Origin of the sequence: Streptomyces niphimycinicus (genome assembly GCF_018883605.1) — a bacterium.
In the GTDB taxonomy this organism is placed as follows: Bacteria; Actinomycetota; Actinomycetes; order Streptomycetales; family Streptomycetaceae; genus Streptomyces; species Streptomyces niphimycinicus.
The window spans coordinates 1-26,466 of sequence record NZ_JAHLEM010000075.1 but is presented as its reverse complement, the minus strand read 5'-3'; the positions used below and the strand labels follow the sequence as shown (position 1 = coordinate 26,466).

Below are 26,466 nucleotides of genomic sequence, written 5' to 3'. Positions count from 1 at the left end.
TACGGGCCGACACCGGCCCGTACTCACCGAACCGACATGAAAGCGAGGGGACACCTTTATGCCCCTGGTTCCCACGCGCGACCTCGTCTCGAAGGCCGCCGCCGCAGGCCGGGCCGTCGCGGCGTTCAACGTGATCACGCTGGAGCACGCCGAGGCGATCACCGCCGGCGCGGCCGCCGCGGGCGCCCCGGGGGTGATCCTTCAGATCAGCGAGAACGCCGTACGGTTCCACGGCGGCCGGGTCGAGCCGATCGCGCGGGCCGCGGCCGAGGTCGGCAAGGCCTGTGACGTCGACGTCGCACTGCACATGGACCACGTGACGGACATGCGGCTGCTGCGCACGGCGGCCGACGCGGGGTTCTCCTCCGCGATGTTCGACGCCGGGGCGCAGCCGTACGCCGAGAACCTCGCCGCCACCCGCGCCGCGACCCAGTGGGCCCACGGCGCGGGCCTGTGGCTGGAGGCCGAACTCGGCTATGTGGGCGGCAAGCCCGACGCTCCCGCGAGCGCCCACGCGGCCGGGGTGCGCACCGACCCGCAGGAGGCGGCGCGCTATGTCGCGGACACCGGCGTGGACGCCCTGGCCGTCGCCGTCGGCAGCAGCCACGCGATGACCGAACGCTCCGCGACCCTGGACCACGCGCTCATCGAACGCCTGCGGGAGGCCGTGCCCGTACCTCTGGTGCTGCACGGTTCGTCGGGCGTCGGCGACGACGATCTGCGACAAGCCGTTCAGGCGGGCATCGTGAAGATCAACATCGGTACCGCTCTCAACGTCGCGTTCACCGGCGCGGTCCGCGAGACGCTGGCGGAGCGCCCCGACCTGACCGACCCCCGCCCCTACATCGCCCAGGGCCGGGAGACGATGGCGGAGACGGTCCGGGTCCTGCTCGGTGTGGTGAGTGGCTGAGCGGCTGAGCGGGGCCGAAGCTTTCCCCGCACCTGATGTCGCCTAGTGCCGTACTTCGCACATGGGGTTTAGGTATCCGGCCAGCGGGGGCGGGTTTCGTCGATGCCGAGGAGTTCGAGCAGGTGTGCTTGGAGTCTGCGGGTGCCGATAAATCATCCACGCAGGTCGGGAGCCTGATCACGGATCTTCGGTTCTCCTCGACGGTTCACCCCGGGGTCTTCACCAGCGCAGGGCCCCGGCGGCATCATGATCTGTCGTGCTGCTGCGTCTGGCCTACCTCGCCGCGACCAACGCCCTGGCGTTCCTACGCCTCCTGCCGATGAGCGACAGGGAAAAGGACGTCGGGATCCTCGTACTCCGGCACCAACTGCTGGTCCTGCAACGCCAGGTCGGCAAGCCGACCTTCACCGACACAGACCGCGCCATCCTCGCCGGCCTGCTCCACCACCTCCCCAAAGACAGACTGCGGCACCTTCTGCTCCTGGTCCGCCCCGACACGGTCCTGCGCTGGCATCGCAACCTGCTCAGGCAGCGCCATGCCGCAACCTGCGTGCCCAGACGACGCGGACGCCCACGCACGATCCCATCGATCCGCGCCCTGGTCCTGCGCCTGGCCAAGGAGAACGCCTCGTGGGGGTATCGCCGGATCCACGGCGAACTCGCAGCACTGGGTATCAAGATCGCCGCCTTCACCGTCTGGGAAATCCTCCGCCAACACGGCACCCCACCCGCACCCGAACGGCAGAGCACCACCTGGGCGGACTTCCTCCGCAGCCAGGCCGAAGCTCTACTCGCTTGCGATCTTTTTGAAGTGCACACTCTGACCGGAGCCCGCCTGTACGTCTTCGCCGTCATCGAGCACACAACCAGGCGCATCCGGATCCTCGGCGCCACCGCACACCCCACGGCGGAGTGGATCGTCCAGCTCGGACGCAACCTCCTCATGGACCTCGAGGACGCAGACAGCAAGGCGAAGTTCCTCATCCGCGACCGCGACCCGAAATTCACGGCCGCCTTCGACGCCCTGATGACCGATGCCGGCGTGAAGGTCGTCACCACCGGCATTCGAGTACCGCCGATGAACTCGCTCATGGAGCGCTGGATACAGACTTGCCGCAGGGAGCTGCCGGACCGGACCTTGATCTCGGTGACCTGGGTGCGCGGACGCGGAGATGCGCCATACCGTCCGCGTCCACACACCACCCCCGAAGGAATACATCGAAAGATGTACCCGGCCTTGTACCTGGGAATGAAATTTCCACTGCCGCGTCAAGGCCGTACCTCCCCCTGCCTTTCGCTTGTACAGTATTTCTGCAACTTCAGTGCAGTGTGAGCGCTTAGGTGACATGGGAGCAGGAATAGTCATGATTATCCTGGGTGTCGGATCCATTGTCACGAACGCCGAGGAGAAAGATTACGTCTTCCTCGAATGGGCTGCAAAGTGCCAGGCATTAGCGGGCTCCCTCCTTGCCGGTGCGGGTTGCGTCTTAACGGCGATTCACTGGTGCAGGGAGTTCAAGAGCAAATGACGAAAAAATTTGTCGCCTCTGGTGTCGCGATCATGGGAATGGCCATCATGACTGCCTGCGGCCCGACCGATGGCGAGTCCGGCTCATCGGACCAGGCAACTACCGGCACCTCCAGTGCCAGTGAACTGCGCGGAGCCAGGCAGAAAATCTTCCTTAACGTCCTTGAGAACACCAAGAACAAGCCCTCCGGGGTCAGCGACGAGGAACTCGTCAGGCAAGGCAACGCGATCTGCGCCGCCGACGGCAACGGCGGTGTGGGCGGCGCCATCGGCAGCGCCGTCAATGTCACCCGAGAGACCAAGAAGAAGCTCAACATCTCACTCAAGGATGCAGTCGCCGTGGTCGGCGCGGCTCGCGCGGCCTGCAAGGCACAACCCTGAACCCACCTCACTCTTCCACAAGGCGGGCTGCCCGACCGGTGACCGCGAACGCAGAAAGCGCCTCTGGCCAGCAAGAATGAGGATTACTGAGGTGTTTGTCCCCGTCGCCGCCCGAGGCACTTTCCAGGTGAAGAAGCGTAACGGGCCCTCCCTCTCCCCTCCCGTGTCCGCGTCGAGGGCGGTGGCCGAGGCGTGGTTTCGCAGGCCGGTCCGGCGCTGCTGAGGGAGACGGTCCGCAAGACCGGTCCGGACGCGGCGATACCGCCGGGCCGGGTGCCCTGGCGCACGGCCCGGGCGGTGCACGATCCGGGCAAGATCCTGCCGGATGCCGCGCTCGCGGCCGCCCCGGGCGGGGACGGCCTGGCCGATGGCAGCACGCCGCAGGAAAATCTTCCGCACCACGTCCGCGACCGCACCTTCCGCGAGGACGACTCCAAGATCCATGTCGGCCGCCTCCCACGCATCATGGCCGGCCTGCGCAACCTCGCCATCGGCGTCCACCGCCAGGACGGCCACACCAACATCGCGCCGCCCTACGCCACACCGCCCGCGACTGCCGCAGACCTCTGACGGCCCTCGGCCTCACAGATAAACCCGGGCAGAACGCGATCATGCAAGAGACCCTGGGGAGGCCACAGAGCCTCAGTCACCTTCTGTTGAGTGCTCCACTTGTGGAACGTCAGTCTCGTCGAATGTCATCGCCTCACTGACGAAGGTTGGCGAGAGGCTTGCTGATGATGCTCCTCCGCTGACTTCGGAGCAGGTCGATCGCATCGTCGCGATCCTCCGGCTGAGCGGCGACGACACGCAGATGCAGCACATCGCCTAGCGGCGCTCGTTCGCCACACGCTCGCAAGGGCAGAAGAGCCCCGCACCTGGTACCAGGTGCGGGGTTCTTCGTCGTCGTAGGATGCGCAGATCCGCTCCGGGAACAGATCGCGTGCGATCATGCTCGCAGGCGCGTCTCCCGCCCCGTCGCGCGCGAGCGCCCTGCCCCCGCGCGCGAGATGCAGGGGCAGGGCGCTCGTTCACATCAGCTCAAGAACCGACAAGTTGGCGCAGCACGTACTGCATGATGCCGCCGTTGCGGTAGTAGTCCGCCTCGCCGGGGGTGTCGATGCGCACCTTGGCGTCGAACTCCACCCCGCCGGCCTTGACCTTGACCGTCTCCGGGATGCCGCCCTCGTTGAGCGCGGTGACGCCGGTGATGTCGAAGGTCTCCTCGCCGGTCAGGCCCAGCGACTCGGCCGAGGCGCCCTCGGGGAACTGGAGCGGCAGGACGCCCATGCCGATGAGGTTCGAGCGGTGGATGCGCTCGTACGACTCGGCGATGACGGCCTTGACGCCGAGCAGCGCGGTGCCCTTCGCGGCCCAGTCGCGGGAGGAGCCGGAGCCGTACTCCTTGCCCGCCAGGATGACCAGCGGGGTCCCGGCGGCCTGGTAGTTCTGCGACGCGTCGTAGATGAACGACACCGGCGCGTCGGCCTGGGTGAAGTCGCGGGTGAAGCCGCCCTCGGTGCCCGGCGCGATCTGGTTGCGCAGCCGGATGTTGGCGAAGGTGCCGCGGATCATGACCTCGTGGTTGCCTCGGCGGGAGCCGTAGGAGTTGAAGTCACGACGCTCGACACCGTGCTCGGTGAGGTACTTTCCGGCCGGGGTGTCGGCCTTGATCGCACCGGCCGGGGAGATGTGGTCGGTGGTGACCGAGTCGCCCAGCTTGGCCAGCACCCGGGCGGCGGCGATGTCGGCGACCGGGGTCGTCTCCATCGTCATGCCCTCGAAGTACGGGGGCTTCCGTACATAGGTGGACTGCGGGTCCCACTCGAAGGTGTTGCCGGTCGGGATCGGCAGCGCCTGCCACTGGGCGTCGCCCGCGAAGACGTCCTGGTAGGACTTGTTGAACATGTCCTCGCCGATGGAGTTGGCGACGACGTCGTTGACCTCGGCCTCGGAGGGCCAGATGTCCGCGAGGTAGACCGGCTTGCCGTCCTGGTCGGTGCCCAGGGCGTCCTTGGTGATGTCGACCTTCATCGAACCGGCGATGGCGTACGCGACGACCAGCGGCGGGGACGCCAGGTAGTTCATCTTGACGTCGGGGTTGATCCGGCCCTCGAAGTTACGGTTGCCGGAGAGCACCGAGGTCACGGCCAGGTCGTGCTCGTTGACCGCCTTGGAGACCTCCTCCGGCAGCGGGCCGGAGTTGCCGATGCAGGTGGTGCAGCCGTAGCCGACGAGGTTGAAGCCGACCTTGTCGAGGTACGGGGTCAGGCCCGCCTTGTCGAAGTAGTCGGTGACGACCTTGGAGCCCGGGGCGAGGGTGGTCTTGACCCACGGCTTGCGGGCCAGGCCCTTCTCGACCGCCTTCTTGGCCACGAGCGCCGCGGCGACCATGACGTACGGGTTCGAGGTGTTGGTGCAGGAGGTGATCGCGGCGACGGTGACGGCGCCGTGGTCGATCTCGTACGTCGTCCCGTCGGGGGCCGTGACCGTGGTCAGACGCGACGGCACACCGTTGGCGGTGGCCGGGGCGTCGGAAGCCGGGAAGGACTCCTTGCCCGACTCCTCGTCCTCGGCGACGTAGTTGCGGACGTCCAGCGCGAACTGCTCCTTGGCGTCGGCCAGGACGATGCGGTCCTGCGGACGCTTCGGGCCGGCGATGGAGGGGACGACCGTGGCGAGGTCGAGCTCCAGCTTCTCGGAGAAGTCCGGCTCGGCGGCCGGGTCCAGCCAGAGGCCCTGCTGCTTGGCGTACGCCTCGACGAGCGCGACCTGCTGCTCGTCACGGCCGGTCAGACGAAGGTACTTCAGCGTCTCGTCGTCGATCGGGAAGATCGCGGCGGTGGAGCCGAACTCCGGCGACATGTTGCCGATGGTGGCGCGGTTCGCGAGGGAGGTGGCGGCGACGCCCTCACCGTAGAACTCGACGAACTTGCCCACGACGCCGTGCTTGCGGAGCATCTCCGTGATGGTCAGCACGAGGTCGGTGGCGGTGGTGCCGGGCTTCAGCTCGCCGGTCAGCTTGAACCCGACGACGCGCGGGATCAGCATGGAGACCGGCTGGCCCAGCATCGCGGCCTCGGCCTCGATGCCGCCGACGCCCCAGCCGAGCACACCGAGGCCGTTGACCATGGTGGTGTGCGAGTCGGTGCCGACCAGGGTGTCCGGGTATGCCTGGCCACCCCGGACCATGACGGTGCGGGCCAGGTGCTCGATGTTGACCTGGTGGACGATGCCGGTGCCCGGGGGGACGACCTTGAACTCGTCGAAGGCGGTCTGGCCCCAGCGCAGGAACTGGTAGCGCTCCTTGTTGCGGCCGTACTCCAGGTCGACGTTCTGCGCGAACGCGTCGTTGGTGCCGAACTTGTCCGCGATGACGGAGTGGTCGATGACCAGCTCGGCCGGGGCCAGCGGGTTGATCTTCGCCGGGTCGCCGCCGAGCTCCTTGACGGCCTCACGCATGGTGGCGAGGTCCACCACGCACGGCACGCCCGTGAAGTCCTGCATGATCACGCGGGCCGGCGTGAACTGGATCTCCTGGCTGGGCTGGGCCTGCGAGTCCCAGTTGCCCAGGGCGCGGATGTGGTCGGCGGTGATGTTCGCGCCGTCCTCGGTGCGGAGCAGGTTCTCCAGCAGCACCTTCAGGCTGTATGGAAGCCGGGCCGACCCCTCGACCTTGTCCAGCCTGAAGATCTCGTACGATTCGTCGCCCACCTGCAAGGTGCTGCGGGCGTCGAAGCTGTTCGCCGACACGACAGTCTCCTTCATGCATGATTTCGCGCGTACCACCGCAATGCTGCCGTCACATGCCCGCGCCGATCCGCTAAGGTATGGCTAAGTTAGGTAAGCCTTACCAATGCGGGGCGGCGATGCGTCTTCCAGCAGGTATCTCGATGTCGAGATAACTCTAGTACATCGCCCCCGCGCGGTCATGCCCCGCCCGGGTGCGAGCGCGCCCCCGGGGCATGGGTATGGCGATGCGCGCTCGGCGCGGCGGCCGGGAGCGGCAGACTGGCCCGGGTGAAACGACTATCGGTGGATGTGGACAGTGTCACTACGCGGCTGGTTCGTCGATTCGGTCCACAGGTCGCCGAATGGTGCGCCGATGCGCCGAACCTGATCGCACGGTCGACGTCCCACTGGGGCCTTTCCCTCGGCGAATCCCTCCCGGACGGTGCTTCGTCCATCACATTGCGGTGCCAATGGCCCGACGGCACGCCCGCGGTGCTGAAGCTCAGTCCGGATCGGGCCCTTCTGGTCGAGCAGGCCGCAATGCTGGGGTGGTTCGCCGCCTCGGGCCGGGTGCCCGCCGTGCTGGCCGTCGACGAGGACGCGGGCGCGATGGTGCTGGAAGAGATCGTGCCCGGAACGATGGCGGAGGACATGCCCGCCGCCTCGCTTCCCGGGCAGTGGTCGGAGTTGCTCGCCGCGTTGCACGGGGTCGCTCCGCATCCGCGGCCGCCGCGGATGCTGCGCGGCCGGTGCGAGGAGGCGTTCGCCCGTGTCGGCAGGCGGCTGTCCGAGCCCGCGATCGGTGCACGTCTCGATGCCACCGCGTGGGACCGGGCCATCCGGCGGTGCGAGCGGCTGCTGGACACGCAAGCGACCACCGTGTTGCTCCACGGTGACCTGCACCTGGGCAATGTGCTCGACGGTGGTGCGGAGCGCGGTCTGATGGCCATCGATCCGAAGGCATGTGTGGGTGATCCATGCTTCGACGCCGTGGACTACGTCGTGGCCGGCGCCGGGCTGGAGGGCGTCGAGACCCGCTGCGCGCGCGTGGCGGCGACGTGCGGGCTCGATGGCGACCGGCTCCACGCCTGGAGCCAGGTGATCGCCCCGTTCGCGGCCATCGCCCACCTCGGTAACGCCCACCTCGGTAACGGTGGTGCGGAGCCGGTGATCGATGAACTGCTCGCGTGGACCCGGTGAGAGCACCTGCTCACCAGCACTCCCCGGCGTTCACCGGTAAGGGTGACCGCTTGCCGTAAGGGCCCCGGAGGGCGGCGTTCCGCGTTAGACCTGAGGCCATGAGCATGTGCGCGGACGCGACCGACGGCCCCGGAACGGACGACGGCCGGGCCCGAACCTGCCCCGGTCACCTCCGAGTTCGGAACTGAGCCACCCCGGCCCCCGCGATACTGCTGCCATGGACCCGCACCTGCTCCGCACGTTCGTCTCCGTGGCCCGCTGCGGATCCTTCTCCGACGCCGCCCATGAGCTGGGCTTCACCCCGGCGGCGGTCTCCGAGCACATCGCGTCCCTCGAAGCGGATCTGCGCACGTCACTGCTGACCCGGCGGCCGATCATGCTCACCAGCGCGGGCGCACGGCTGCTGGAACACGCCGGTCCGCTGCTGCTGCGGCTGGACGCGGCGCGGGCCGACGTCGAGCGGCTGTCGGCGTCCGGCGCCGCCCGGCTGGTGGTGGGGGCCTCGCCGCTGGCGATGACCCCGAGGATCGCCGCGGCCCTGGACCGGGTACGCCAGGCGCATCCGGCCATCCGGGCCTCGCTGCGGATCCTCGGCCGCCGGGAGATCCCGGCGGCGGTGGCGTCCGGGGCACTGGACCTGGGCCTGGTCGACGGCCCGGCCACCCCCGCCGACGCCCTGCCGCTGCCCGAGGTGGGTCCGCTCACCTCGGTCACGGTCGCGGAGGCCCCCCTGGTGGTGGCCCTGCCCACCGGCCACCCGCTGGCCCGCCGGCTCGGCCTGCGGCTGGCCGACCTCGCCGACGCCCAGTGGCTGGACGCCCCGGACGCCGCCATGCCGCTGGCGCAACTGCGCGCGATGAGCCGGAGCGGCGGTTTCCGCGCCTCGCTGACGTACGAGGGCACCGATGTACGCGGCCTGGTCACCCTCACCGCCGCGGGCCACGGCCTGGCCCTCCTCCCCCACCCGGCCACCAAGGGCGCCCCCGGCATCGTCACGGCCCCCCTGATCGCCCCCCGCCTGGTCCACCGCACCGAACTCCTCCACGGCCCCGCGGTCGACGGCCCGGCCCGGACACTGGCGGCGGTGGTGACGGGGGACCGTCACCGGTATGGGTGATCCGCGACCCGGATCCCCACCACGTCGGATATCGGCTGCGATCCTCGCGTTCCGATACCCGACGGAGGGCCGATGAGCGCACAATCACCCGCATACCCGACCGACGCACCGTCGTCTGGACCTTCCCGGCACCACCAACTGGTTTGTGCCAGATCTCGCCGTCGTCCCCCAGGACCTGGCCAAGGGGGCCGGAGCCCTGCTCCCCGACCAGACCCTCCTGGCCGTCGAGGTGACCTCCGACTCGAACGGGGACACCGACCGGATCGTCAAGCGGCGCCGCTACGCGGAGTACGGAGCCCCGCTGTATCTCCTGGTCGACCGACAGCAGCGCGCCTGCACGCTCTATTCGGTCCCCGGCAGCCTCGGCTACACCAAGGTGGACGGCCCCCATCCCTTCGGCACTCCCCTCGCACTCCCGGAGCCGTTCGGCCTGGAGCTGGACACCTCCACATTTTGATGGGCCGCTGCCGCCCGCGAGGCGGGCGGCTGACCGGAATGGCACTCGCCACCGAGCGGAATCACACCCGGACGGCCGTCACTCCTTCGCCCCCTCCGGTCGCATGCGCATCTCATATGTGAGATAGCCTCTTCTGCATGACTGACGACTACCTCTCACGTATCGGCAAGCTCATCCGTGACGCCCGTCAACACCGAGGCTGGACCCAGTCCCAGCTCGCGGAGGCGCTCGGGACAAGCCAGAGTGCGGTCAACCGCATTGAGCGCGGAAACCAGAACATCAGCCTTGAGATGATCGCCAGGATCGGCGAGGCCCTGGACAGTGAGATCGTCTCCCTCGGCTACGCGGGCCCGATGCACCTTCGGGTGGTCGGCGGCCGCCGTCTGTCCGGTGCCATCGACGTCAAGACGAGCAAGAACGCGTGTGTGGCGCTGCTGTGCGCCACACTGCTCAACGCGGGCCGTACGACACTGCGGAGAGTCGCCAGGATCGAGGAGGTCTACCGGATCCTCGAGGTCCTGGGCAGCATCGGCGTACGCACCCGCTGGATCAACGACGGCGCCGACCTGGAGATCGTGCCGCCCGCCGAGTTGGACCTCGAGGCCATGGACACCGAGGCCGCCCGCCGGACGCGCAGCGTCATCATGTTCCTCGGCCCGCTGCTGCACCGGATGAACCACTTCCGGATTCCCTACGCGGGCGGTTGCGATCTCGGCACCCGTACCGTTCAGCCGCATATGACCGCCTTGCGCCACTTCGGCCTCGAAGTGACCGCCACCGACGGGATGTACCACTCCGCGGTCGACCGCTCGGTCGCCCCCACCCGCGCCATCGTGCTGACCGAACGAGGCGACACCGTCACCGAGAACGCGCTGCTGGCGGCCGCCCGGCACGACGGCATCACGGTGATCCGCAACGCCTCGTCCAACTACATGGTCCAGGATCTCTGCTTCTTCCTGGAGGAGTTGGGCGTCAAGGTCGAGGGCGTGGGCACCACGACGCTGACCGTCCACGGCGTCGCCCACATCGACCGCGACGTGGACTACTCGCCCTCCGAGGACCCGGTCGAGGCGATGAGCCTGCTGGCCGCCGCCGTCATCACCGAGTCGGAGCTGACGATCCGCCGGGTGCCGGTGGAGTTCCTGGAGATCGAACTGGCCGTTCTGGAGGAGATGGGTCTTGACCACGAGCGCGGCCGGGAGTACGCGGCGGACAACGGCCGTACCCGGCTGGTCGATCTGACCGTGCGGCCGTCCAAGCTTCAGGCCCCCATCGACAAGATCCACCCGATGCCGTTCCCCGGCGTCAACATCGACAACGTGCCCTTCTTCGCGGCGATCACGGCCGTCGCCCAGGGCTCGACGCTGATCCACGACTGGGTCTACGACAACCGCGCGATCTACCTCACCGAGCTCAACCGGCTCGGCGCCCACGTCAAACTGCTCGACCCGCACCGCGTCCTGGTCGAGGGCCCGACCCGCTGGCGCTCCGCCGAGATGATGTGCCCGCCCGCCCTGCGCCCCGCCGTGGTCGTCCTGCTGGCGATGATGGCCGCGCCGGGCACCTCGGTCCTGCGCAATGTGTACGTCATCAACCGGGGTTACGAGGACCTGGCAGAGCGGCTGAACTCGATCGGCGCCCAGATCGAGACCTTCCGCGACATCTGAGGCCGCGTCCGCCGCCGCACCCCCTGACCGACCTGCGCGGGCATAGGCCGGGAGGGGGCGTGGCGGCGCCTCTGGGACTTTTCTGGGACTTTTGGCCGGAGTCGGGCTCACCTCGGTCGTCCGGTGCCCGATCATCGCGTCGACTGGCCCGGATGGCGGTCGAAGACACGTGCCTTGCAAGGATTCCGGCCGCTCCCTCCGTCAGGCCACCGCCCCTGCCAGGGCCCGTCGGGTGAGAGAAGTTCTGCCGCGTTGTTTGCCCTGCGAGTGGCGTCCTCGGGCAGGAAGCGGCTCGGGCGGCCGCTCCAAGTAACGACGAGTTCATCGCGGGTGTGAGTGGCCGCCACGAACACCCGTGCCTTGGTGCGCTGTTCCTCCTGACGATGCCGGTCGGGGCAGGTGAGCCGGTACCGCTCGAGGCGCTGGTGCGGGATTCGGCCGTCGCTCACACCAGTGAGGAGCACCCACTGGAACTCCAGGACTCGGCGTTCCTTGATCAGTGCGGCGACGGCCCGCATCCGGGACGTGGCCGTGCTGAACGGCGTTGGCGCACAGTTCGGCCACGACGAGAGTGAGCGTGTTATGCGCTTCGGAGTCGTACGGCACTCCCCAGGCGTCCAGCAGGTGCTCGGCCGTCCGCCGCGCGAGCCGGGCCCGCGGCGGGTTGAGCTGAAGCGCATGGTGAAGAGGGACGGATTGATCGGCGGGGCTGCGGACACGACCTGTCGGGTGCCTCGCGCAATGCTGCGGAGTTCATGTGTCACGCCCACCACGGTGGCGGGCGCGACACGTCACCGACCAGGCAGGACACGCTGACGAACCGGGCTGTACGAGGTACCGGGGGCGTGTACTCACAGTGCGGAGCCGCGCTTCCCCGCTCCCGCGCTCAGGTGTCCAGGTGGTCCACGAAGATGCCGATGAGTATGCGATCGCCGAGACAGGGCTGGGGCAAGCTGAAGTGGACGCGATTGCGGTGCCGTTCCTTCTTGCCATGCCACTCGCAGCGGTAGGTCTCGCCCTCGTGGTCGACGTCCCGCTGCTTCATGATCGAGGGTTTGGATCGGGTATTAGGACTCTCCGGGGACAGGTCCAGGCCGAAACGGCCCAGCTCCGCCTGCACCTGGTACGGCTGCCCCGAGTGCAGGGCCAAGGCGTCGGCGAAGTGGTCGTGCACCACGCTCAGGAGCCGTACGACCCAGTCACGCATCTCCGCGTAGGTGCCGTCGAACTTGCGGAAGGAGAGGGAGTCGGCAAAGACTAGCTGGGGGAAGCTCTGGCGGGCGCGGTCGAAGAAGTCCTGCTCCGTGACATTCTCCCGTTCGAAGAGGGAGCGCCAGAACTCGGACAGCGCGGGCGCCTCGACGAGGTGGAAGACCTCCTCAGTCGCCGCCTCACCCGTCGCCCCGTCGATCGCGGAGACCGGGAGCCAGCCGCGGCGGTCTCCGGCCGGGAAGACCAGGCATGCGACGTGGTGCCGCTGCCGCGTCCGCCACCAGGCGTAGCAGAGGGACCAAGCGAGGTCCCGGCCGTCGCCCGCCACTTCGACGTGGTCGGGCAGGCCGGGCACGTCCGTGTCCCAGGTGGGGCAGCGGTCCATGAGACGGATCATTCTCAGCCGCGCGTCCCGTCCGGCGCGCGGCGTCTCCCCCTCGTACAGGACGTCGTAGAGCTCACGGTCGTCCGCGCAGTCCACCTCCATCCACAACGGCGAGACGGCGACCGCCTGCTGTTCGGATAACTCCTCCAGCGTGTCGCTGAAGTCGTCCAGCAGGTCCGTCAACCGCTCCTCCGCCAGCCCCCGGAAGTCGAAGGACGACTCGTCCACGACGATCCGGTACGGCTCACCGCCCCCTGCGCCTGGCACGTGCCAGCCTCCCCAGGTCTTGTTCGATCTGGTCGAAGAAGCCCCGCGGCCACTCGGTCAGTTCGCCCTTCGTGGTGAACTCGATAGGTGCGGACCCGGCTTCTTCCTCGCCGAAGTAGTGCACGACCGCGTCCTCGGGCCGCAGGCTCCGCTCCTCCGCCACCGCCAGCCGAGCTCCGTTGAGCACGTGGTCGCTGTGCGTCTCCACGATCACCTGGGCTCCGGCTCCGGCGACCCGGGCCAGGAAGCGGCCCAGCTTGGACTGACCACCGGGATGGAGGTGCGCCTCCGGGTTCTCGACGATCAGCAGGTCTCCGGGACCGGTGAGGAGACCTGCGACGATCACCGGCAAGGCGTAGGAGAATCCGAAGCCCATGTTGGCCGGGCGGATCGGCTCGCTCAGCAGTCCCGGTTCCTGGAAACGGATGGTGCTCGCCGTGATGCCTGGCGGCCACTGCGCAGTGATCTTGATGGGACGGACGATGTCGGAAGCCCAGGTCTCCACCTGTGTACGCAAGGTCGTGACGTTATGGGTGTCCCAGGTCATCGGGTGGAGCAGCGGCTCACGCACCGCTCGGGTCTCGTGCAGGGCGAGTAACTGCGCGGTGTACTGCCCCTGCACACCGACTCCGATGAGATCGGGATGCTCGGCGGAGACGCCGAGTTGGTCGCGGGGACCGAGGCGCTCGGCGCACAGATAGGTGAACGCGGATCCTTGGCCACGCAGTTCCGCCGGTGGTGGCCCGCTGTCATCGGCCACCCGCAGGTAGAGCGCCTGCTCGTCGGGGACCGTGAAGCGGTGCACACTCGGCACCTGAGTGCCGTCGCCGCCGATCTGGATCTCGATGGTGGAGTCGGGGGCGTCGGGGTGCAGCACCTCGTGTGCCTCGCCCAGGGCGAGCCCGTAGGGTCCGTTGAGCTGTACCACGCGGCCGGCCGACGCGTCAGCGAGCTGGCGGGTCAGCAGCAGGCTCTGGATGGTGGTGCTCTTCCCCGTGCCGTTGAGTCCGGTGAGGACGGTGAGAGGGCGCAAGGCAAAGGACGCGTCTGCGAAGCGTTTGAAATGCCGGACGCGCAGGGAGGTGATCACTTACCGGCCTCCGCAGCCTGGGCAGTGACGTCGAACCGGAGCATTACCCGGCGGACGTCACCCGTGGAGGAGGTGATGGCTTCCAGGTACTGGTAGTCGTTCTTCATCAGGAAACGCGCGGCATCCACGATCGCCTCGCGGCGCCGTTCGAGGTCTTCGGTCTCGTACTTGGCGAGGGTGATCGACCAGGCCTCGAAGAGTGCCCGGTTGATCGGATTCCGGCCGGACGAGTCCAGCGGCCATTTACGGAACGCCTGCTCGTCGAAGACCAGATGGGCGTTCACCATGGCCTTGCGGAACGCCTCATGGAGGTCTCCCACCCTGGCGTCGTTCACGTCCTTCACGTTGTCCAACATGATGGTGGTGCGCTGGAGGAAGGGGTCCATGGCGGCGTACTTCGCGTAGCCGTCCGTACCCATCAGCCAGAATGCGGCGAAACGCAGGGCCATCTCCCGGTCGTTCATCCGGATGTGACCGCCCATGTTGTTGGTCGCCGCATTGAACTCCACGGTGGAGGTCATCACCCGCAGGATGGCCCGACTGCGCTCCTTGCTCATGCAGTGTCGGATCTCCTGCGCGTTCAGCGGCGTACCGCCCGTGTTGATGCGCTTGAAGATGTCGTACATGACATCCGACGGCGTCGTCGGGTCGATGACGTTCGTGACGATCTGGGTGTTGTAGATGCGCCGCTTCCACGGGGCGGGAAGGTCCTCGAAACGCTTGCCCTCCACCGCGCTCTGGAGGTACTCCAGGCCCTTCAGCTCGAATCCGCGCTCGTCTCCTCCGCGGACGAAGTCGCGGATGGTCGACAGACGCTGGAGGCCGTCGACCACGCGCATGAGCCCGTCGGTGTCCTCGGCGAAGTAGAAGGCAGGAAGCGGGATCTGTAGGAGCACCGACTCGATGAGCCGGGACTTCTGCACCGGTTTCCATACGATGCCGCGCTGGAAGTCGGGGGCCAGTTCCAGGGACCCGTCCTCGATCATGTCCAGGGCGTTACGCAGCGAGAACTGCTTGGTGTTGACCCGGATCTGTTCCGGATTCCACGGCCGGGCGATCTCCGGTGGCGCGTCCTCCACCTCGGTCTCCGCCTCGACTCCGGTACCCGTGTCGAGGAAGTGCTCCTCCGTGATCTTCGGCGGCTCTGGGATGTCCGAGGTCGTCATGGGGCGATCGTAGCCGGGCGACTCCCTCATACGCGTGGGGAATCAGGCACGGCCCCAGCCCATGTCCAACCCCGTGGAATCCTTGAGGACCTTGTTCAGCGCATCGACCTCCCCGCGGTCCTCAAAAAGGGCACGGGGAAGGTGATCGGAGGCAAGAGGGCCGGTGCCGTGCAGGACGTCGTCGTACGCCGATGCCACGGCGGCGCCCAGCAGAAGGTCCGTGGCCTCGTCGAGGTTCACGTGCTCCGCCGGCCACCGGTACTCACCCCGGCTCACCTGGAAGACGGGGAACAGCCACCACATGTCCCGGTCGGGGTCGACGAACCTGACCGCCCGGTCGCCCAGGAAGTTGACGCCGTAGTGGGAAAGTGAGCAGACGTCCTCCTCGCGGAGGTCAAGCAGGTGTGAGGCGCACATGAGGGAGACGGCAGGGGTTCGCTCGGCCAGGTGCATGGGTTTCGTGGCGGCTTCCCGCAGCGTGGAGAGGCCGGACTGGCGGGACACCACACGTCCCATCCGCAGCCCGCTGCGCTCGGCCAGCGTGTGCTGAAAGTGAGCCGTCAGCTCATGACTCGGATACTGGAACTCCAGGTCGCTTTCCCAGTTCGCCATCGCCTTCGCCGCCGCCGCGAAGCGGTAGGGAGGGTACAGCTCCCTCCAGTCGACGGACGGGGCGTCGGAGGTCAGGCCCGGCACCACCGGGTTCAGCGCGAAGTCGATGAGGGCCAGGACGACACTCCCGCCGAGGTCTCGTCCCGCCAGAGCACTCGCCAGACGCCACGGAAGCCCGTACTACTCGCCGCTCATCTCCTCGTGCAGGAACTCACGCAGCGTCGGGTCGGTCATGCGCATGAAAACGCCCTCGAACTGAACGAGCTCGTCGATCACCGCCGCGCACTCGAACAGGATTCGGGTGGTGAGCGGCCCCTCGGAGGTGTGTACGAGCTTCAGGGGCCCCGTAACGCTGACAGGCGTGTCCTCGGGACGCTCGGCCATCTCCACGCCCGCGCTCTGGCGCCAGGTGTCCTGCAACGAGTTCTCGAACGCAGCCCGTGTGTCCCAGGTCGTGAAATCGAACTCTGTCAGGCCCTCAGGATCCAGCAGAAGGTAGTAGGAGTAGTAGAGATTGAGCCAGTCCAGCTCGTTATATCTCAGCTCTCCGCCGGTGTGTCTGGGGTAGCGCCCGAAGGAGAGGAAGGGTCGTCCGCTGGTCCGGCTCTCGTAAAGGTCCCCCGATTGCTGCCGGCTCAAGCGAGAGATCGTGTGCGCGGCCAGCCCGTCCCTCGATCGCCGCAGCAGGCTCAGCAGGATGCCGACGGTGGATCCGTGGTACCGCGCCCAGTGGCTGCTCTCGTGGACGTAAGTCTTGTGCCAGGAGCCGACCGCCGTGACGAGGTCTTGGGTACGGGTGCGGGTCGGGTCTTGGAAGAGGATCTGGCTGCGCAGGTTCAGCTCTGCGCCGCTGCTGTTCCGCAGGCGCGGCGAGTGGACAGTCACCGCTCCGCCGCTCCTTCGGTGCCGTCCGTCTCCTCGCCGCTTCCGCCCTCCGGACGCGTGGTCACCTCGTCCACGGGGCCACGGTCACGTGCCCGCTCGACCAAGACCTTCAGGGCGTCGTACACCGCGTTCGTGGCCAGTCCAGAGGCGACCGAGACGGAGATCTCCGCCCAGTTCGCGTGACGTAAAGAGTCGCGCCTGTCCTGGCGCAGCGGCGTGAGAGTGAGGGAGCACGTTCCGGCGAGGTGTGGATCCGCCCCGATCTCCCGTGCCAGCACCTTCAAGTTCGCGCTCTCGCCCCGGTATTCAAAGATCGGCATGGCGCGAGCCTACCGTCGAGTTCGGTTGCCGTTCCGGGCTCCCGGAATCGTACTCGTCCCTGGGCATGGTGACGGAGTCGGGGAACCGGCTGGAGAGTACACAGCGGTGGCGTAGCGTGACGACCTCATGACTCCTTGGCGTGAAGTGGTTCTGTACGCACGGGAAGGAGGTCGATACGAGATGCGCGGCGTGACGACTGCCGGTCCGGGGCGTTGGGTCGCACGGTCGGCGGGAGAGGCGAGGGCTATGACGGTGGACGCGGCGGACGACAGGGGCGACGGCCTCGATAGCGACGCGGGGAGCGTGGCACCGTCTGCCGGCCTGCGGAAATCGCACTCACTCGACGCTCGACAGGACAGCCGCCCGAGCCGCTGACGCACGCGGAACCAGCCCACACCGCACCCGCATGAGTCGGACAGAGCCGAAAGGCCGGCTTCAGAAGTAGGAGTCACCTGGGACATTTCTGGGACTCCCGGCCGCATCAATGAGCACGATCGTGCAACAGTCGAAAGACCATTCGCCCAGTTCAGCGACCCGCAACTGCCCATCGACGCAGGGCACGGTGCTGGCTGGCCCCTTCCGCGACATCTGAGGCCGCGTCCGCCGCCGCACCCCGTCCGACCTGCGAGGCAGCACGTCAGGAGGAGGAGGTGCGGCGGCCGCCGTGGGACTGCCGCGTTGGTCGTGCGGCGAGGGTCAGGAGGACGGCCCCGGCGCCCCGGTCGGCGCACCACCCGCCGCGAGCTGAGTCCGCACACCGCGCGGCACCCGCACGCCGTGGCTGCGCAGGTTGCCGATGAATCGTGCGACGAGCGGATCCGGTTCCCCGGCCGTCACCGCCACCAACTGCCTGATCCACCGCGGCGAGAACGGCCGCACGGCGCCCGGAAAGCCGTCGCCGACCGCGCTCACGGGGCATACGGCGATTCCCGGACCGGCGGCCGCGAGCTGTGGTGCGGCGGTGGTCACCGAAGTCCTCATCACCGTCTCCAGGCGGACTCCGGCGCGGGCGAAGGACTGGTCGAGCCAGGCGCCGAGGCCGTTGTCCGGTGCGAGGTGAACGAGCGGCGCGCCTTCAAGGTCCTCAAGGCGTACGGCCGGTCGCCGGGCCGGCGGGTGGCCGCTGGGCGCCGCCCGCCGCACGTGCCGACCGCACCGCGGAGGCGGCTGCCTCGATCGCCCGTCTGCGCCCGGGCCCGCCGCTGCCGTACATCCGGCGCGTGACGCCGGCCCGGCGCCCGCCGGGCCGGCGTCCACCAGGCCGGGATGGCGGGCAGGACAAGACCGTGAGGCTGTCGGTCCGGTCAGCCCAGCGACGCGCTCGCCGCACGCAGTTCGTCCAGGGCCGCCAGGGCGTACCCGGCGAGCTCGTCCTTGCCGTCGCGGTCGCCCTCGGACCATTCGGCGTACCCCCGCTTGAAGGCGAGAAGGCCCAGTTCGCCCGCGAGAGCCGCGGTCGGATCGGGTACGCCCCGGGCGACCAGAGCGGTCGTCATCGCGGCCGCCAGGCTGACGCTTTTGAGGGCGTCACGCTCTTGAAGCTCGGCGCTGGAGGCGATGGCCGCCTTCAGACGAGGGGCGAAGTCCCGGTTGACGGGGCCCATCGCGGTCGAGGCGCGCTCGAGACCGGAAGCGACCGCCTCGAGCGGGCTGGCGCCGTCGGGCGCCTCGGCGATCCCCTCGGCCAGCAGCCGGCTCAGCGTCTCCTGTCCGGCCACCAGCAGCTCGCGCTTATCGGGGAAGTGCCGGAAGAACGTGCTTTTGGTGACCCCGGCGCGCTCGGCGATCTGCGCGACCGTCGTGGCGTCGTACCCCTGCTCGGTGAACAGGTCGACCGCGGCCACGACGAGGCGTTCGCGCGCCCCTGGTTCCCACCTGCCCATGGCCCCATCATAGGTGATGGGACTCTTGTCCCATCACTCGCGGGAGAATTTCCATGCGCGTCTTTGTCACCGGTGGCACCGGCTTGATCGGATCCGCCGTCGTCGCCGAGCTGCTCGGCAGCGGCCATACCGTCCTCGCACTCGCCCGCTCCGACGCGTCCGCACTGGCCGCCGAGGCGGCCGGCGCCGAGCCGCTCCGGGGAGCCCTCGCCGACCTGGACGTCCTTCGCGCCGGCGCAGCGCAGGCCGACGGGGTGATCCACCTCGCGTTCGCCAACGACTTCAGCAGCCCCGAGGCCCTCGCGAAGGCGGTCGCCGAGGAGAGTGCCGCCATCGCGGCCCTCGGCGAGGAGCTCGTCGGCAGCGACCGCCCCTTCGTCACCGCCTCGGGTACGCCCCATGTGCCGGGCCGCGCCTCCACCGAGGCCGACCCGCTCATGACCGAGGGGCCGGTCGGTGGTCGCGGTCGCGCGGTCACGGCGGCCCTGGGCCTGGCCTCGCGCGGGGTCCGGAGCGCGGCCGTACGCCTGCCGCGCACGGTTCACAACGAGGGCGCGGGCGGGTTCGCCGGTCTGCTGACCAACATCGCACGCAGCACCGGCATCTCCGGCTACGCGGGAGACGGCACACAGCGCTGGCCCGCCGTGCACGCGCTCGACACGGCGGCCCTCTTCCGGCTCGCCCTGGAGCGGGCGCCGGCCGGTAGCGCCTGGCACGCCGTGGCCGACGAGGGAGACAGGGTCCGGGATATCGCCGCGGTCATCGGCCGGCGGCTGGACCTGCCGGTCGAGTCGGTGTCATCGGAGACGTACGGCCCGCTCGGCCCGATCTTCGCGACCGACCAGCCCTCGTCCAGCACTCACACCCGACAGGAGCTCGGCTGGGAGCCGAAGCACCCGTCCCTTCTGGAGGACCTGGAGAACATCCAGCCCTGACCGGCGGCCGGGAAGACCGGCCGGGCCCGCTGCCGGCGCTCGCACCGGGAGCGGGAGGCCCTCGCCGCCGGACCCCGGCGACCCGGCCGCTCGGCAGGCCGGAGGAAGTCCGCTACGGTTCGGGCGGCGCCCCGAAGGGGCGCGGGGCTGTGCCGCTGTGCGGCTCCGCCACGTGGGCACGACCAGCCACGACGGCACCGCAGCCGGCCGACGACGCATCGCGACACTTCCAGCGGAGCACCTAGCTCCGGCATCCGTCGAGCAGCAGCCGAATGGTGAGGCGCGCGTCGTACTCCGGATCGACCCTCTCGCCGCCCGCACAGATATCGCCGATCGCGCGGATCAACTGGTAGGGGGTGATATCGGCCGTGACCTCGCCCGTCTCCCGGGCGGCGCCGAGGATATCGGCGAGAGCCGGCACGAGGCGCTCGATGAACAGCGCGTGCAGGGCGCTGAAGCCGTCGGGGTCGTTGCGCATGGCGGCGGCGAGCCCGTGCTTGGTCGCCAGGAAGTCCACGAAGAGATCCACCCATTGACGCAGCGCGGCGAACGGCGACGCCGCCGTCGCCAGCAGGGTGGGCCCGGCTTCGGCGCAGGTGTCGACCTGGTGCCGATACACGGCCACGACGAGGTCCGCGCGCGTGGGGAAGTGCCGGTAGATCGTGCCCATGCCGACACCCGCCGCGGCGGCGATCCGGCGCACCGGCGCGTCCACTCCGTCCGTGACGAACACCGACGCCGCGGCATCGAGCAGAGCCCGCTCGTTCCGCCGGGCATCGGCGCGCTTGGCCGAGCTCGGCGTGGTCGACAACGGCTTGTCGCCTTCACTCACGGGGCACTCCTGTCCTACGACCGCACTTGCCAAGCGGAACGGCGCTCCATATATTCGGAACGTCGCTCCGCATAACCGCGTATCCGGTGGCTCATGTCGTCGGACCTGCGCCGGCGACGCATGTATTCCCCCATGGACACGGCGCTCATCGCAACCGAAAGGCAGCTCCGCACACCCGCACCCGACACGGCCGCTTGCGGGAAATGACCGACAGGATCCGCCGCTTGCGCAGTTCCCTCCGGTTGGGGTTGGAGCCGTAGCCCTTGCCGCCGAAGAGTGAGCCGGGGTGGCGGCGCGGGCGGCCGGGCCACCCGGCCACGGGCGGGATGCCACCGCTCCAGGCGCCGCCAGGACGGGGAGGCTAACGAGGTGCCGCGAGTACGTCCCGCAGTACGTTCGCGAGCGTGACGCGGGCCAGCTCGTGCCTCAGGGTCTCCTCGATGTCCTCGTAGATGCCCTGCATCGCCGGCTGGATGCCGTAACCCACCACGCACTCCTGGTCCGGGGTGGTGCGGTGCATCGCGAACAGCGGGCCGGGTTCCACCGCCTCGTACACGTCGAGCAGGGTCATCGACCCCAGCTCGCGCGCCAGCGACCAGCCCGCGCCCACGCCCCGCCGGGACTCCACGAGCCCCGCCCTGCGCAGCTCGCCGAGCAGCCGCCTGATCACCACGGGGTTGGTGTTCGCGCTGGTCGCAATCTGCTCGGAGGTGGCGACCTCATGGCCCTGGCGCTGGTAGAGACCGATCCAGGCCAGCGCGTGGGCGGCGATGGTCAACCTGCTGTTGGCACTCATGAACCCCTCCTCTGGCCGCAACGCTTTATGTTACGACAACGCAGTCGTAACAGCGAAGGTTGCAACAAGCTGTCGTAACAATTAGCGTTGCGACTGTCGGGAAGGACCAATCAACGAGGTGAGAAGAATGAGCAAGCCACTCACGGGCAAGGTCGCCCTGGTCACCGGGGGGTCGCGCGGACTCGGAGCCGCGACCGTACGACTGCTGGCCGAGCAGGGCGCCGACGTCGCCTTCACCTTTGTCAGCTCCGAGAAGCAGGCGCAGGCTGTCGTCGACGAGGTGCGCGGCAAGGGAGCGAAGGCCGTCGCCTTCAAGTCCGACCAGGCGGACATGAGCCAGGCGCCGGCGCTGATCGATGACGTGGTGGCGCATTTCGGCGGCCTGGACATCCTCGTCAACAACGCGGCGATCTCCGTGGCCGGCACGGTGGACGACCCGGACGCCGACACCGCCGCACTGGACCGGATGCACGCCACCAACTACCTCGGCGTGATCGCCATCATCCGGGCCGCCTCCCGAGTGCTGCGCGCAAGCGGCCGCATCATCACGGTGAGTTCCGGACTGGGCTCCCGGGTCGGGGTCCGGGGAGTTGCCGACTACTCGGCGACCAAGTCAGGGATCGAGAGGTACACCATGGGGGCCGCACGGGACCTCGGGCCCCGGAACATCACGGCCAACGTCGTGGAGGCCGGACTGATGGAGGACGGCATGGAAACGCCGGACCCCGAGACCCTCGAGGCCCTGGTCAGCTCTCTGTCCCTGCAACGCGTTGGCCACTCCCGAGAAATCGCCGCAGCGATCGCCTTTCTGGCCAGCCCCGCCGCGTCGTACGTCACGGGCGCGGTGCTGGACGCCCACGGTGGCTACAACGCCTGAACCGGAACCCCTGCCGCGCGCCCCGAAGGACATCGCGCCCTCGGGGCGCGTCGTGGGAAACGATCGGTAACCCGGACGGTGTCCTGATCTGTGACGACACCGGTTTCCTGAAAAAGGGCGGCAGGTCGGCCGGCGTCCAGCGGCAGTACACCTGCACCGCTGGCCGCCGGGAGAACTGCCAGATCGGAACCTTCCTGGCCTACGCCTCGACCAGGGGGCGGGCATTGATCGACCGCGAGCTCTGTCTCCCGGTCTCCTGGACCGATGACCGGGACCGCTGCCGGGGTGCCGGTATCGACGACGAGATCGGCTTCGCGACCAAGAACGAGCACTTCAGGCTCATGCTGCAACGCGCCGTCGATGCCGGGGTGCCCTTCGCGTGGGTGACCGCGGACGAGGCATACGGGCAGGTCAAACACACGCTCTGAAAGACCTGGTCAAAGTCGCCGCCCGCAGACGCAGCCAGGCACGAGCCCGCCGTTCCCACTACAAACGCCGAGGCCACAACCTCCAGATGCGGTTGCAGCACTAGGCTGCGAAGGGGCGTTGGTCGTGGTTGTTCCCCCACTGGTTGGTGTGCCGGTGCCAGGCATGGCTATGCCGGACGATCTATCAGGTGACGTAAGGAGCAGCAGCGGTGACGGTGGGAATGACGGCGGTGCCGCTGGTCGGCGGACCAGTGGAGTTACGGGGTGCATTGGATCTGGAGACCACGGAGGCGGGGGTGATGCCGCGTCGGCTGCCGGCGTGGACCAAGGTGCAGTATCAGGATCCCTCGGTCTACGGGGTGACCCTGATGCCCTCGGGGGTGCGGCTGGTGTTCCGTACCGACGCGCGCGAGGTGGAGTTGGACGTACTCACCTCCACGGGGCAGCTCGACACCGAACCTCAACCCCGCCCGACCGGGATGATGGAACTCCTGGTGGACGGCGTGCCGTTCGGGCGGCAGCAGGCGCCGCTGGGCAACGTGCTGCGGATGGCGGGCCCCGGGGCCGAGCAGCGACTGATCCCGGGCAAACCGGGGACTGTCCGGTTCGGCGGGCTGCCGGCCGGCATGAAGCAGGTCGAGCTGTGGCTGCCGCAGCAGACCCCCACGGAACTGGTGGGCCTGCGAGCCGACGGCAAGGTGTTGGCGCCACTGCCGGACGGGCGACGCCGCTGGGTGCACTACGGCAGTTCCATCAGCCACTGCCTGGAGGCCGACGGCCCGACCGGCACCTGGCCGGTGGTGGCGGCAACGCTCGGGGGAGTGGAGGTGATCAATCTCGGCCAGGCGGGCAACGAGATGCTGGATCCCTATGTCGCCCGGACGATCCGCGATCTTCCGGCTGACCTGATCAGCCTCAAGGTGGGAATCAACATCGTGGGCCTGGCCGCCTTTCGGCAGCGGTCGTTCGGCCCGGCGGTGCACGGATTTCTCGACACGATCCGGGAGGGGCACCCGGAGACCCCGCTGCTGCTGATCTCCCCGGTGAGCTGTCCGACGTTCGAGGAGCGTCCGGGTCCGGTCGCGATGGGTGCGGACGGGAAGATCACGGCCCTGGGTGACCCGGCGGACGTGACCGGTGGGGCTTTGTCGCTGACTTTGGTGCGTGCCGAGCTGGCCCGGATCGTGGCGGCCCGGCGGGCGCACGATCCCCATCTGCACTATCTCGACGGACGCGAACTGCTCGGGCCCGACGAGGTGGCCGACCTGCCCGATGGCCTGCATCCCACCGCCGCCGCGTACCGCCGGATGGGCAAGCGGTTCGCCGCACACGCCTTTGCGGACGGCGGTCCGTTCGCCTGACCACCCTGGCTCCGGGCCCGCGCTGGGTGTGGGTCCGGAGCCCGGTAGACCGTGGCGTTGCAGTTCCGTGACGAGGCGCTGAGGGGCCGACGGGGCCGCGGTCATCGGCGGACGGTCACAGACGGACGACGACGAGGGCGACGTTGTCGCGGGCGCCGCCCGGTCTGGATCCTTCCTCGTCCCAGTCAGAGAGTTGAGCAGACGCTGGACACCATCGGGACGCATCTGCCCGACCTGCCCGGACAGGGTCCAGCCGTTCAGGTTCTCCAGCGGCGCGACCAGCCCATGGAGGTAGTCCAGCGCCCGCTCGCGCCCCGGCACCACACGATCACCAGGAATGGGTCGAACTCCTCGCCCGCGCCGCGGAGGCGGAAGCGGAAGCGGAGACGGAAGCGGCGGCCCCGTGAACCACTACGCCGGCGACATGGTGAGGCCGACGAAATCCGAAGCCTGAAAACATACACTTCCGAATAGCTCCCATAGGACTTCCGAATTACTTGGGCGAAGGTGGGAGTGGCGGAGCCACCCAGATGCTGAGTGCCCTGCCTAGCCTGGGGAGGGTCAGGGCATGACGGCGAGACCTCTTCGAAGGGGTTGAGGTGATGGCGGAGCGCGGGATCGCTCCCCGGAGGGCGCTCCGAGAGAGCCTCACCCGAGAATTCCACCTTTGGGGAGCATTCATGACTGTTTGGTTTATCACCGGTGCCTCGCGTGGCTTCGGCCGGGAGCTGACCGCCGCCGCACTTGCTCAAGGGGACCGGGTGGTCGCGGCCGGGCGCGGGGCGGCAGTCGGAAGGCGGGCGCCCGCCGGAGGGCTGTTTAAATAAATTAGGAATAATTCTTGACAGGGTTTCGGGTGCGGGCCACAGTCTTCGCCGTGACGCCGTCGACGCCCGTCCGAGGGCGGCCGCGTCATGTCTCCTCCTGCTTCCCAACCCTTCGGAGAGGCGCGTGTCTTCACATCCACCCGCGCACAGACCCCGCCACCGAACGCTCATCCGCGGCGCCGTCGCGACCGCGATCGCCCTGGTCCTGGCCACGACCGCGACCCCGGTGGCCATGGCCGCCCCCGCCGTGGACCAAGGGGCGCCCGACTACTACGACAGCGGGCTCGCCCCGACGCCCTATATGGGGTGGAACACCTACTACGGGCTGGGGGCGCCCACCGAGAAGGAGGTGCGCGCGGTCGCCGACCGGCTGGTCGGCAGCGGGCTGCGCGACAGTGGATACGACATCGTGTGGCTGGACGGCGGCTGGCAGGCCGGTGACCCCCGGGACGCCCAGGGGCGGTTGGCGGCGCATCCGGAGCGGTTCCCGTCCGGTATTCCGGCCCTCGTCTCCTACCTGCATCAACGCGGTCTGCGGGCCGGGATCTACACCGACGCGGGCACCTACGACGGCGGCTAGAACTGTGGCCTCGGCAGCCGTGGCCACTACACCGAGGACGCACGGCAGTTCGCCGACTGGAAGATCGACGCGATCAAGGTCGACTTCCTGTGCGGCATCGGCGAGATGCTCGACCCGGGGCCGGTGTTCAAGGAGTTCGGCGACGCGGTGGCGAAGTCCGGACGCCGGATGCTGCTGAATCTGTGCAACCCGCTCACCGACGACTGGGGCCTGCCGCACACCCCCGAGCAGGACGCGCACAACGCCTACGCCTACGGCCCGACGGCCGCCGACTCCTGGCGCACCGGCACCGATATCGCCTGGGGCACGCCGAGCCCCGGCCAGTGGCCCAATGTGCTGCGCAATATGGACGCCAACGCCTGGCACCCCGAGGCCCAGGGGCCCGGCCACTACAACGACCCGGACTATCTGATCCCGATGCGCCGCATGACCGACGGGTCGTACGAGCTGACGGAGGAGGAGTCCACCACGCAGTTCGTGATGTGGGCGGAGATGGGTTCGCCGCTCGTGCTGGGCTCCGACCCGCGAACGCTGTCCGACTCGATGCTCCGGACGCTGCGCAACCCGGAGATCATCGCGGTCGACCAGGACCCGCTGGCCGTCCAGGGCGTGCGGGTGGCCACCGACTCCGTCGGCGATGTCTACAGCAAGGTGCTCTCGGGGCACGGCCGGCGCGCGGTCGTCCTGCTCAACCGCTCGGACCGGACCGTCGAGCGCACCGTGAACTTCTCCGATGTGGCACTGGGCGGCGCGGTCGCGGTCCGTGATCTGCGGGCGCGGGCCGACCGTGGGACGCACACCGGGTCGTACACCGTCGAGGTACCGGCGCATGGCACCGCGTTCCTCAGGCTCACCGGTGCGGACGCCCTCCCCGGTGCCGGCCTGGGCGCGAAGGCCACGGCGAGCCCGGCCGTCGTACGCGATGGCGAGGCGCTCAGCACGTTCTTCCGGGGGCCGGGCGGCTCGCTCGTCCAGCGGGCGGACGGCAGGACGCGGGACCTCGGCGGCCCGGCGCGGCTC

The 26,466-nt window shown here is 68.9% G+C and carries 21 protein-coding genes and 7 pseudogenes; 15 read left to right on the top strand and 13 right to left on the bottom strand.

Going from position 1 to position 26,466, the window contains the following annotated elements:
* Positions 1 to 58 precede the first annotated feature (58 nt).
* The 4 genes and pseudogenes from KN815_RS09170 to KN815_RS09155 all read left to right on the top strand — a co-directional run.
* Positions 59 to 910, top strand: coding sequence for a class II fructose-bisphosphate aldolase (locus KN815_RS09170; RefSeq protein WP_216341254.1), 852 nt, complete (start codon positions 59 to 61; stop codon positions 908 to 910).
* A 256-nt stretch (positions 911 to 1,166) separates the two neighbouring features.
* Positions 1,167 to 2,243, top strand: coding sequence for an integrase (locus KN815_RS09165; RefSeq protein ID WP_253208851.1), 1,077 nt, complete (start codon positions 1,167 to 1,169; stop codon positions 2,241 to 2,243).
* A gap of 192 nt (positions 2,244 to 2,435) precedes the next feature.
* Positions 2,436 to 2,819, top strand: coding sequence for a hypothetical protein (locus KN815_RS09160; RefSeq protein WP_216341253.1), 384 nt, complete (start codon positions 2,436 to 2,438; stop codon positions 2,817 to 2,819).
* Between the two features lie 192 nt (positions 2,820 to 3,011).
* Positions 3,012 to 3,188, top strand: a pseudogene (locus KN815_RS09155) (IS1380 family transposase); the annotation flags it as partial.
* A 669-nt stretch (positions 3,189 to 3,857) separates the two neighbouring features.
* Here KN815_RS09155 and acnA read toward each other — a convergent pair.
* Positions 3,858 to 6,569 (bottom strand): aconitate hydratase AcnA, encoded by a 2,712-nt coding sequence (gene acnA, locus KN815_RS09145; RefSeq protein ID WP_301184560.1) that lies wholly within the window; start codon positions 6,567 to 6,569, stop codon positions 3,858 to 3,860.
* A 288-nt stretch (positions 6,570 to 6,857) separates the two neighbouring features.
* On the opposite strand from acnA, the gene KN815_RS09140 reads away from it, so the two are divergent.
* The 4 genes and pseudogenes from KN815_RS09140 to KN815_RS09125 all read left to right on the top strand — a co-directional run bounded on the left by KN815_RS09140 (position 6,858) and on the right by KN815_RS09125 (position 10,989).
* A complete protein-coding gene (locus KN815_RS09140; protein ID WP_216341272.1) occupies positions 6,858 to 7,748 on the top strand; it encodes an aminoglycoside phosphotransferase family protein in 891 nt (296 codons plus the stop codon).
* 217 nt (positions 7,749 to 7,965) lie between these two features.
* Entirely contained in the window at positions 7,966 to 8,865 is a 900-nt protein-coding gene (locus KN815_RS09135; RefSeq protein WP_216341251.1) for a LysR family transcriptional regulator, read from the top strand.
* 115 nt (positions 8,866 to 8,980) lie between these two features.
* Positions 8,981 to 9,322, top strand: a pseudogene (locus KN815_RS09130) (Uma2 family endonuclease); the annotation flags it as partial.
* Positions 9,323 to 9,459: 137 nt separating this feature from the next.
* Positions 9,460 to 10,989, top strand: a complete 1,530-nt coding sequence (locus tag KN815_RS09125; protein WP_216341250.1) for a helix-turn-helix domain-containing protein — start codon at positions 9,460 to 9,462, stop codon at positions 10,987 to 10,989.
* Between the two features lie 131 nt (positions 10,990 to 11,120).
* On the opposite strand, the gene KN815_RS09120 is transcribed toward KN815_RS09125, so the two are convergent.
* From KN815_RS09120 to KN815_RS09080, 9 genes are all read right to left on the bottom strand, one after another.
* A complete protein-coding gene (locus KN815_RS09120) occupies positions 11,121 to 11,507 on the bottom strand; it encodes a hypothetical protein (RefSeq protein WP_216341249.1) in 387 nt (128 codons plus the stop codon).
* A gap of 368 nt (positions 11,508 to 11,875) precedes the next feature.
* Positions 11,876 to 12,853 (bottom strand): hypothetical protein, encoded by a 978-nt coding sequence (locus tag KN815_RS09115; protein ID WP_216341248.1) that lies wholly within the window; start codon positions 12,851 to 12,853, stop codon positions 11,876 to 11,878.
* Positions 12,831 to 13,943: an AAA family ATPase gene (locus tag KN815_RS09110; protein WP_216341247.1), complete on the bottom strand. Its 1,113-nt coding sequence runs from the start codon at positions 13,941 to 13,943 to the stop codon at positions 12,831 to 12,833. Before KN815_RS09110 ends, KN815_RS09115 begins: the two co-directional genes overlap by 23 nt.
* Positions 13,940 to 15,109, bottom strand: a complete 1,170-nt coding sequence (locus KN815_RS09105) for a DUF262 domain-containing protein (protein ID WP_216341246.1) — start codon at positions 15,107 to 15,109, stop codon at positions 13,940 to 13,942. The genes KN815_RS09110 and KN815_RS09105 overlap by 4 nt, the downstream gene beginning before the upstream one ends.
* A 42-nt stretch (positions 15,110 to 15,151) precedes the next feature.
* Positions 15,152 to 15,808 (bottom strand): hypothetical protein, encoded by a 657-nt coding sequence (locus KN815_RS09100; protein WP_216341245.1) that lies wholly within the window; start codon positions 15,806 to 15,808, stop codon positions 15,152 to 15,154.
* A gap of 93 nt (positions 15,809 to 15,901) precedes the next feature.
* Positions 15,902 to 16,606 carry a hypothetical protein gene (locus KN815_RS09095; RefSeq protein ID WP_216341244.1) on the bottom strand — a complete coding sequence of 235 codons (705 nt, stop codon included), beginning with the start codon at positions 16,604 to 16,606 and terminating at the stop codon, positions 15,902 to 15,904.
* A complete protein-coding gene (locus KN815_RS09090; protein WP_216341243.1) occupies positions 16,603 to 16,926 on the bottom strand; it encodes a hypothetical protein in 324 nt (107 codons plus the stop codon). Before KN815_RS09090 ends, KN815_RS09095 begins: the two co-directional genes overlap by 4 nt.
* 697 nt (positions 16,927 to 17,623) lie before the next feature.
* A complete protein-coding gene (locus KN815_RS09085; RefSeq protein ID WP_253208850.1) occupies positions 17,624 to 18,070 on the bottom strand; it encodes a LysR family transcriptional regulator substrate-binding protein in 447 nt (148 codons plus the stop codon).
* 161 nt (positions 18,071 to 18,231) lie between these two features.
* Positions 18,232 to 18,810 (bottom strand): TetR/AcrR family transcriptional regulator, encoded by a 579-nt coding sequence (locus KN815_RS09080; RefSeq protein WP_216341242.1) that lies wholly within the window; start codon positions 18,808 to 18,810, stop codon positions 18,232 to 18,234.
* Positions 18,811 to 18,863: 53 nt separating this feature from the next.
* Here KN815_RS09080 and KN815_RS09075 point away from each other — a divergent pair, with 53 nt between their 5' ends.
* The gene (locus KN815_RS09075) at positions 18,864 to 19,745 is read left to right on the top strand and encodes an SDR family oxidoreductase (RefSeq protein ID WP_216341241.1); all 882 of its coding nucleotides are present in this window, start codon (positions 18,864 to 18,866) and stop codon (positions 19,743 to 19,745) included.
* A gap of 241 nt (positions 19,746 to 19,986) precedes the next feature.
* On the opposite strand, the gene KN815_RS09070 is transcribed toward KN815_RS09075, so the two are convergent.
* Positions 19,987 to 20,577, bottom strand: coding sequence for a TetR/AcrR family transcriptional regulator (locus tag KN815_RS09070; protein ID WP_216341240.1), 591 nt, complete (start codon positions 20,575 to 20,577; stop codon positions 19,987 to 19,989).
* A gap of 361 nt (positions 20,578 to 20,938) precedes the next feature.
* Entirely contained in the window at positions 20,939 to 21,373 is a 435-nt protein-coding gene (locus KN815_RS09065) for an Rrf2 family transcriptional regulator (protein ID WP_216341239.1), read from the bottom strand.
* A gap of 127 nt (positions 21,374 to 21,500) precedes the next feature.
* Between KN815_RS09065 and KN815_RS09060 the strand changes: the two genes are divergently transcribed.
* The 3 genes and pseudogenes from KN815_RS09060 to KN815_RS09050 all read left to right on the top strand — a co-directional run bounded on the left by KN815_RS09060 (position 21,501) and on the right by KN815_RS09050 (position 24,039).
* Positions 21,501 to 22,250 (top strand): SDR family NAD(P)-dependent oxidoreductase, encoded by a 750-nt coding sequence (locus KN815_RS09060; protein ID WP_216341238.1) that lies wholly within the window; start codon positions 21,501 to 21,503, stop codon positions 22,248 to 22,250.
* A gap of 56 nt (positions 22,251 to 22,306) precedes the next feature.
* Positions 22,307 to 22,669 (top strand): annotated as a pseudogene (locus tag KN815_RS09055) (IS701 family transposase); the annotation flags it as partial.
* A gap of 230 nt (positions 22,670 to 22,899) precedes the next feature.
* The gene (locus KN815_RS09050) at positions 22,900 to 24,039 is read left to right on the top strand and encodes a GDSL-type esterase/lipase family protein (protein WP_216341270.1); all 1,140 of its coding nucleotides are present in this window, start codon (positions 22,900 to 22,902) and stop codon (positions 24,037 to 24,039) included.
* Between the two features lie 163 nt (positions 24,040 to 24,202).
* Here KN815_RS09050 and KN815_RS52540 read toward each other — a convergent pair.
* Positions 24,203 to 24,351: pseudogene (locus tag KN815_RS52540) on the bottom strand (IS701 family transposase); the annotation flags it as partial.
* 368 nt (positions 24,352 to 24,719) lie between these two features.
* Between KN815_RS52540 and KN815_RS50160 the strand changes: the two are divergent.
* The 3 pseudogenes from KN815_RS50160 to KN815_RS52700 all read left to right on the top strand — a co-directional run.
* Positions 24,720 to 24,818 (top strand): annotated as a pseudogene (locus KN815_RS50160) (short-chain dehydrogenase/reductase); the annotation flags it as partial.
* A 280-nt stretch (positions 24,819 to 25,098) separates the two neighbouring features.
* Positions 25,099 to 26,025 (top strand): annotated as a pseudogene (locus KN815_RS09045) (glycoside hydrolase family 27 protein); the annotation flags it as partial.
* 30 nt (positions 26,026 to 26,055) lie between these two features.
* Positions 26,056 to 26,466, top strand: a pseudogene (locus KN815_RS52700) (glycoside hydrolase family 27 protein); the annotation flags it as partial.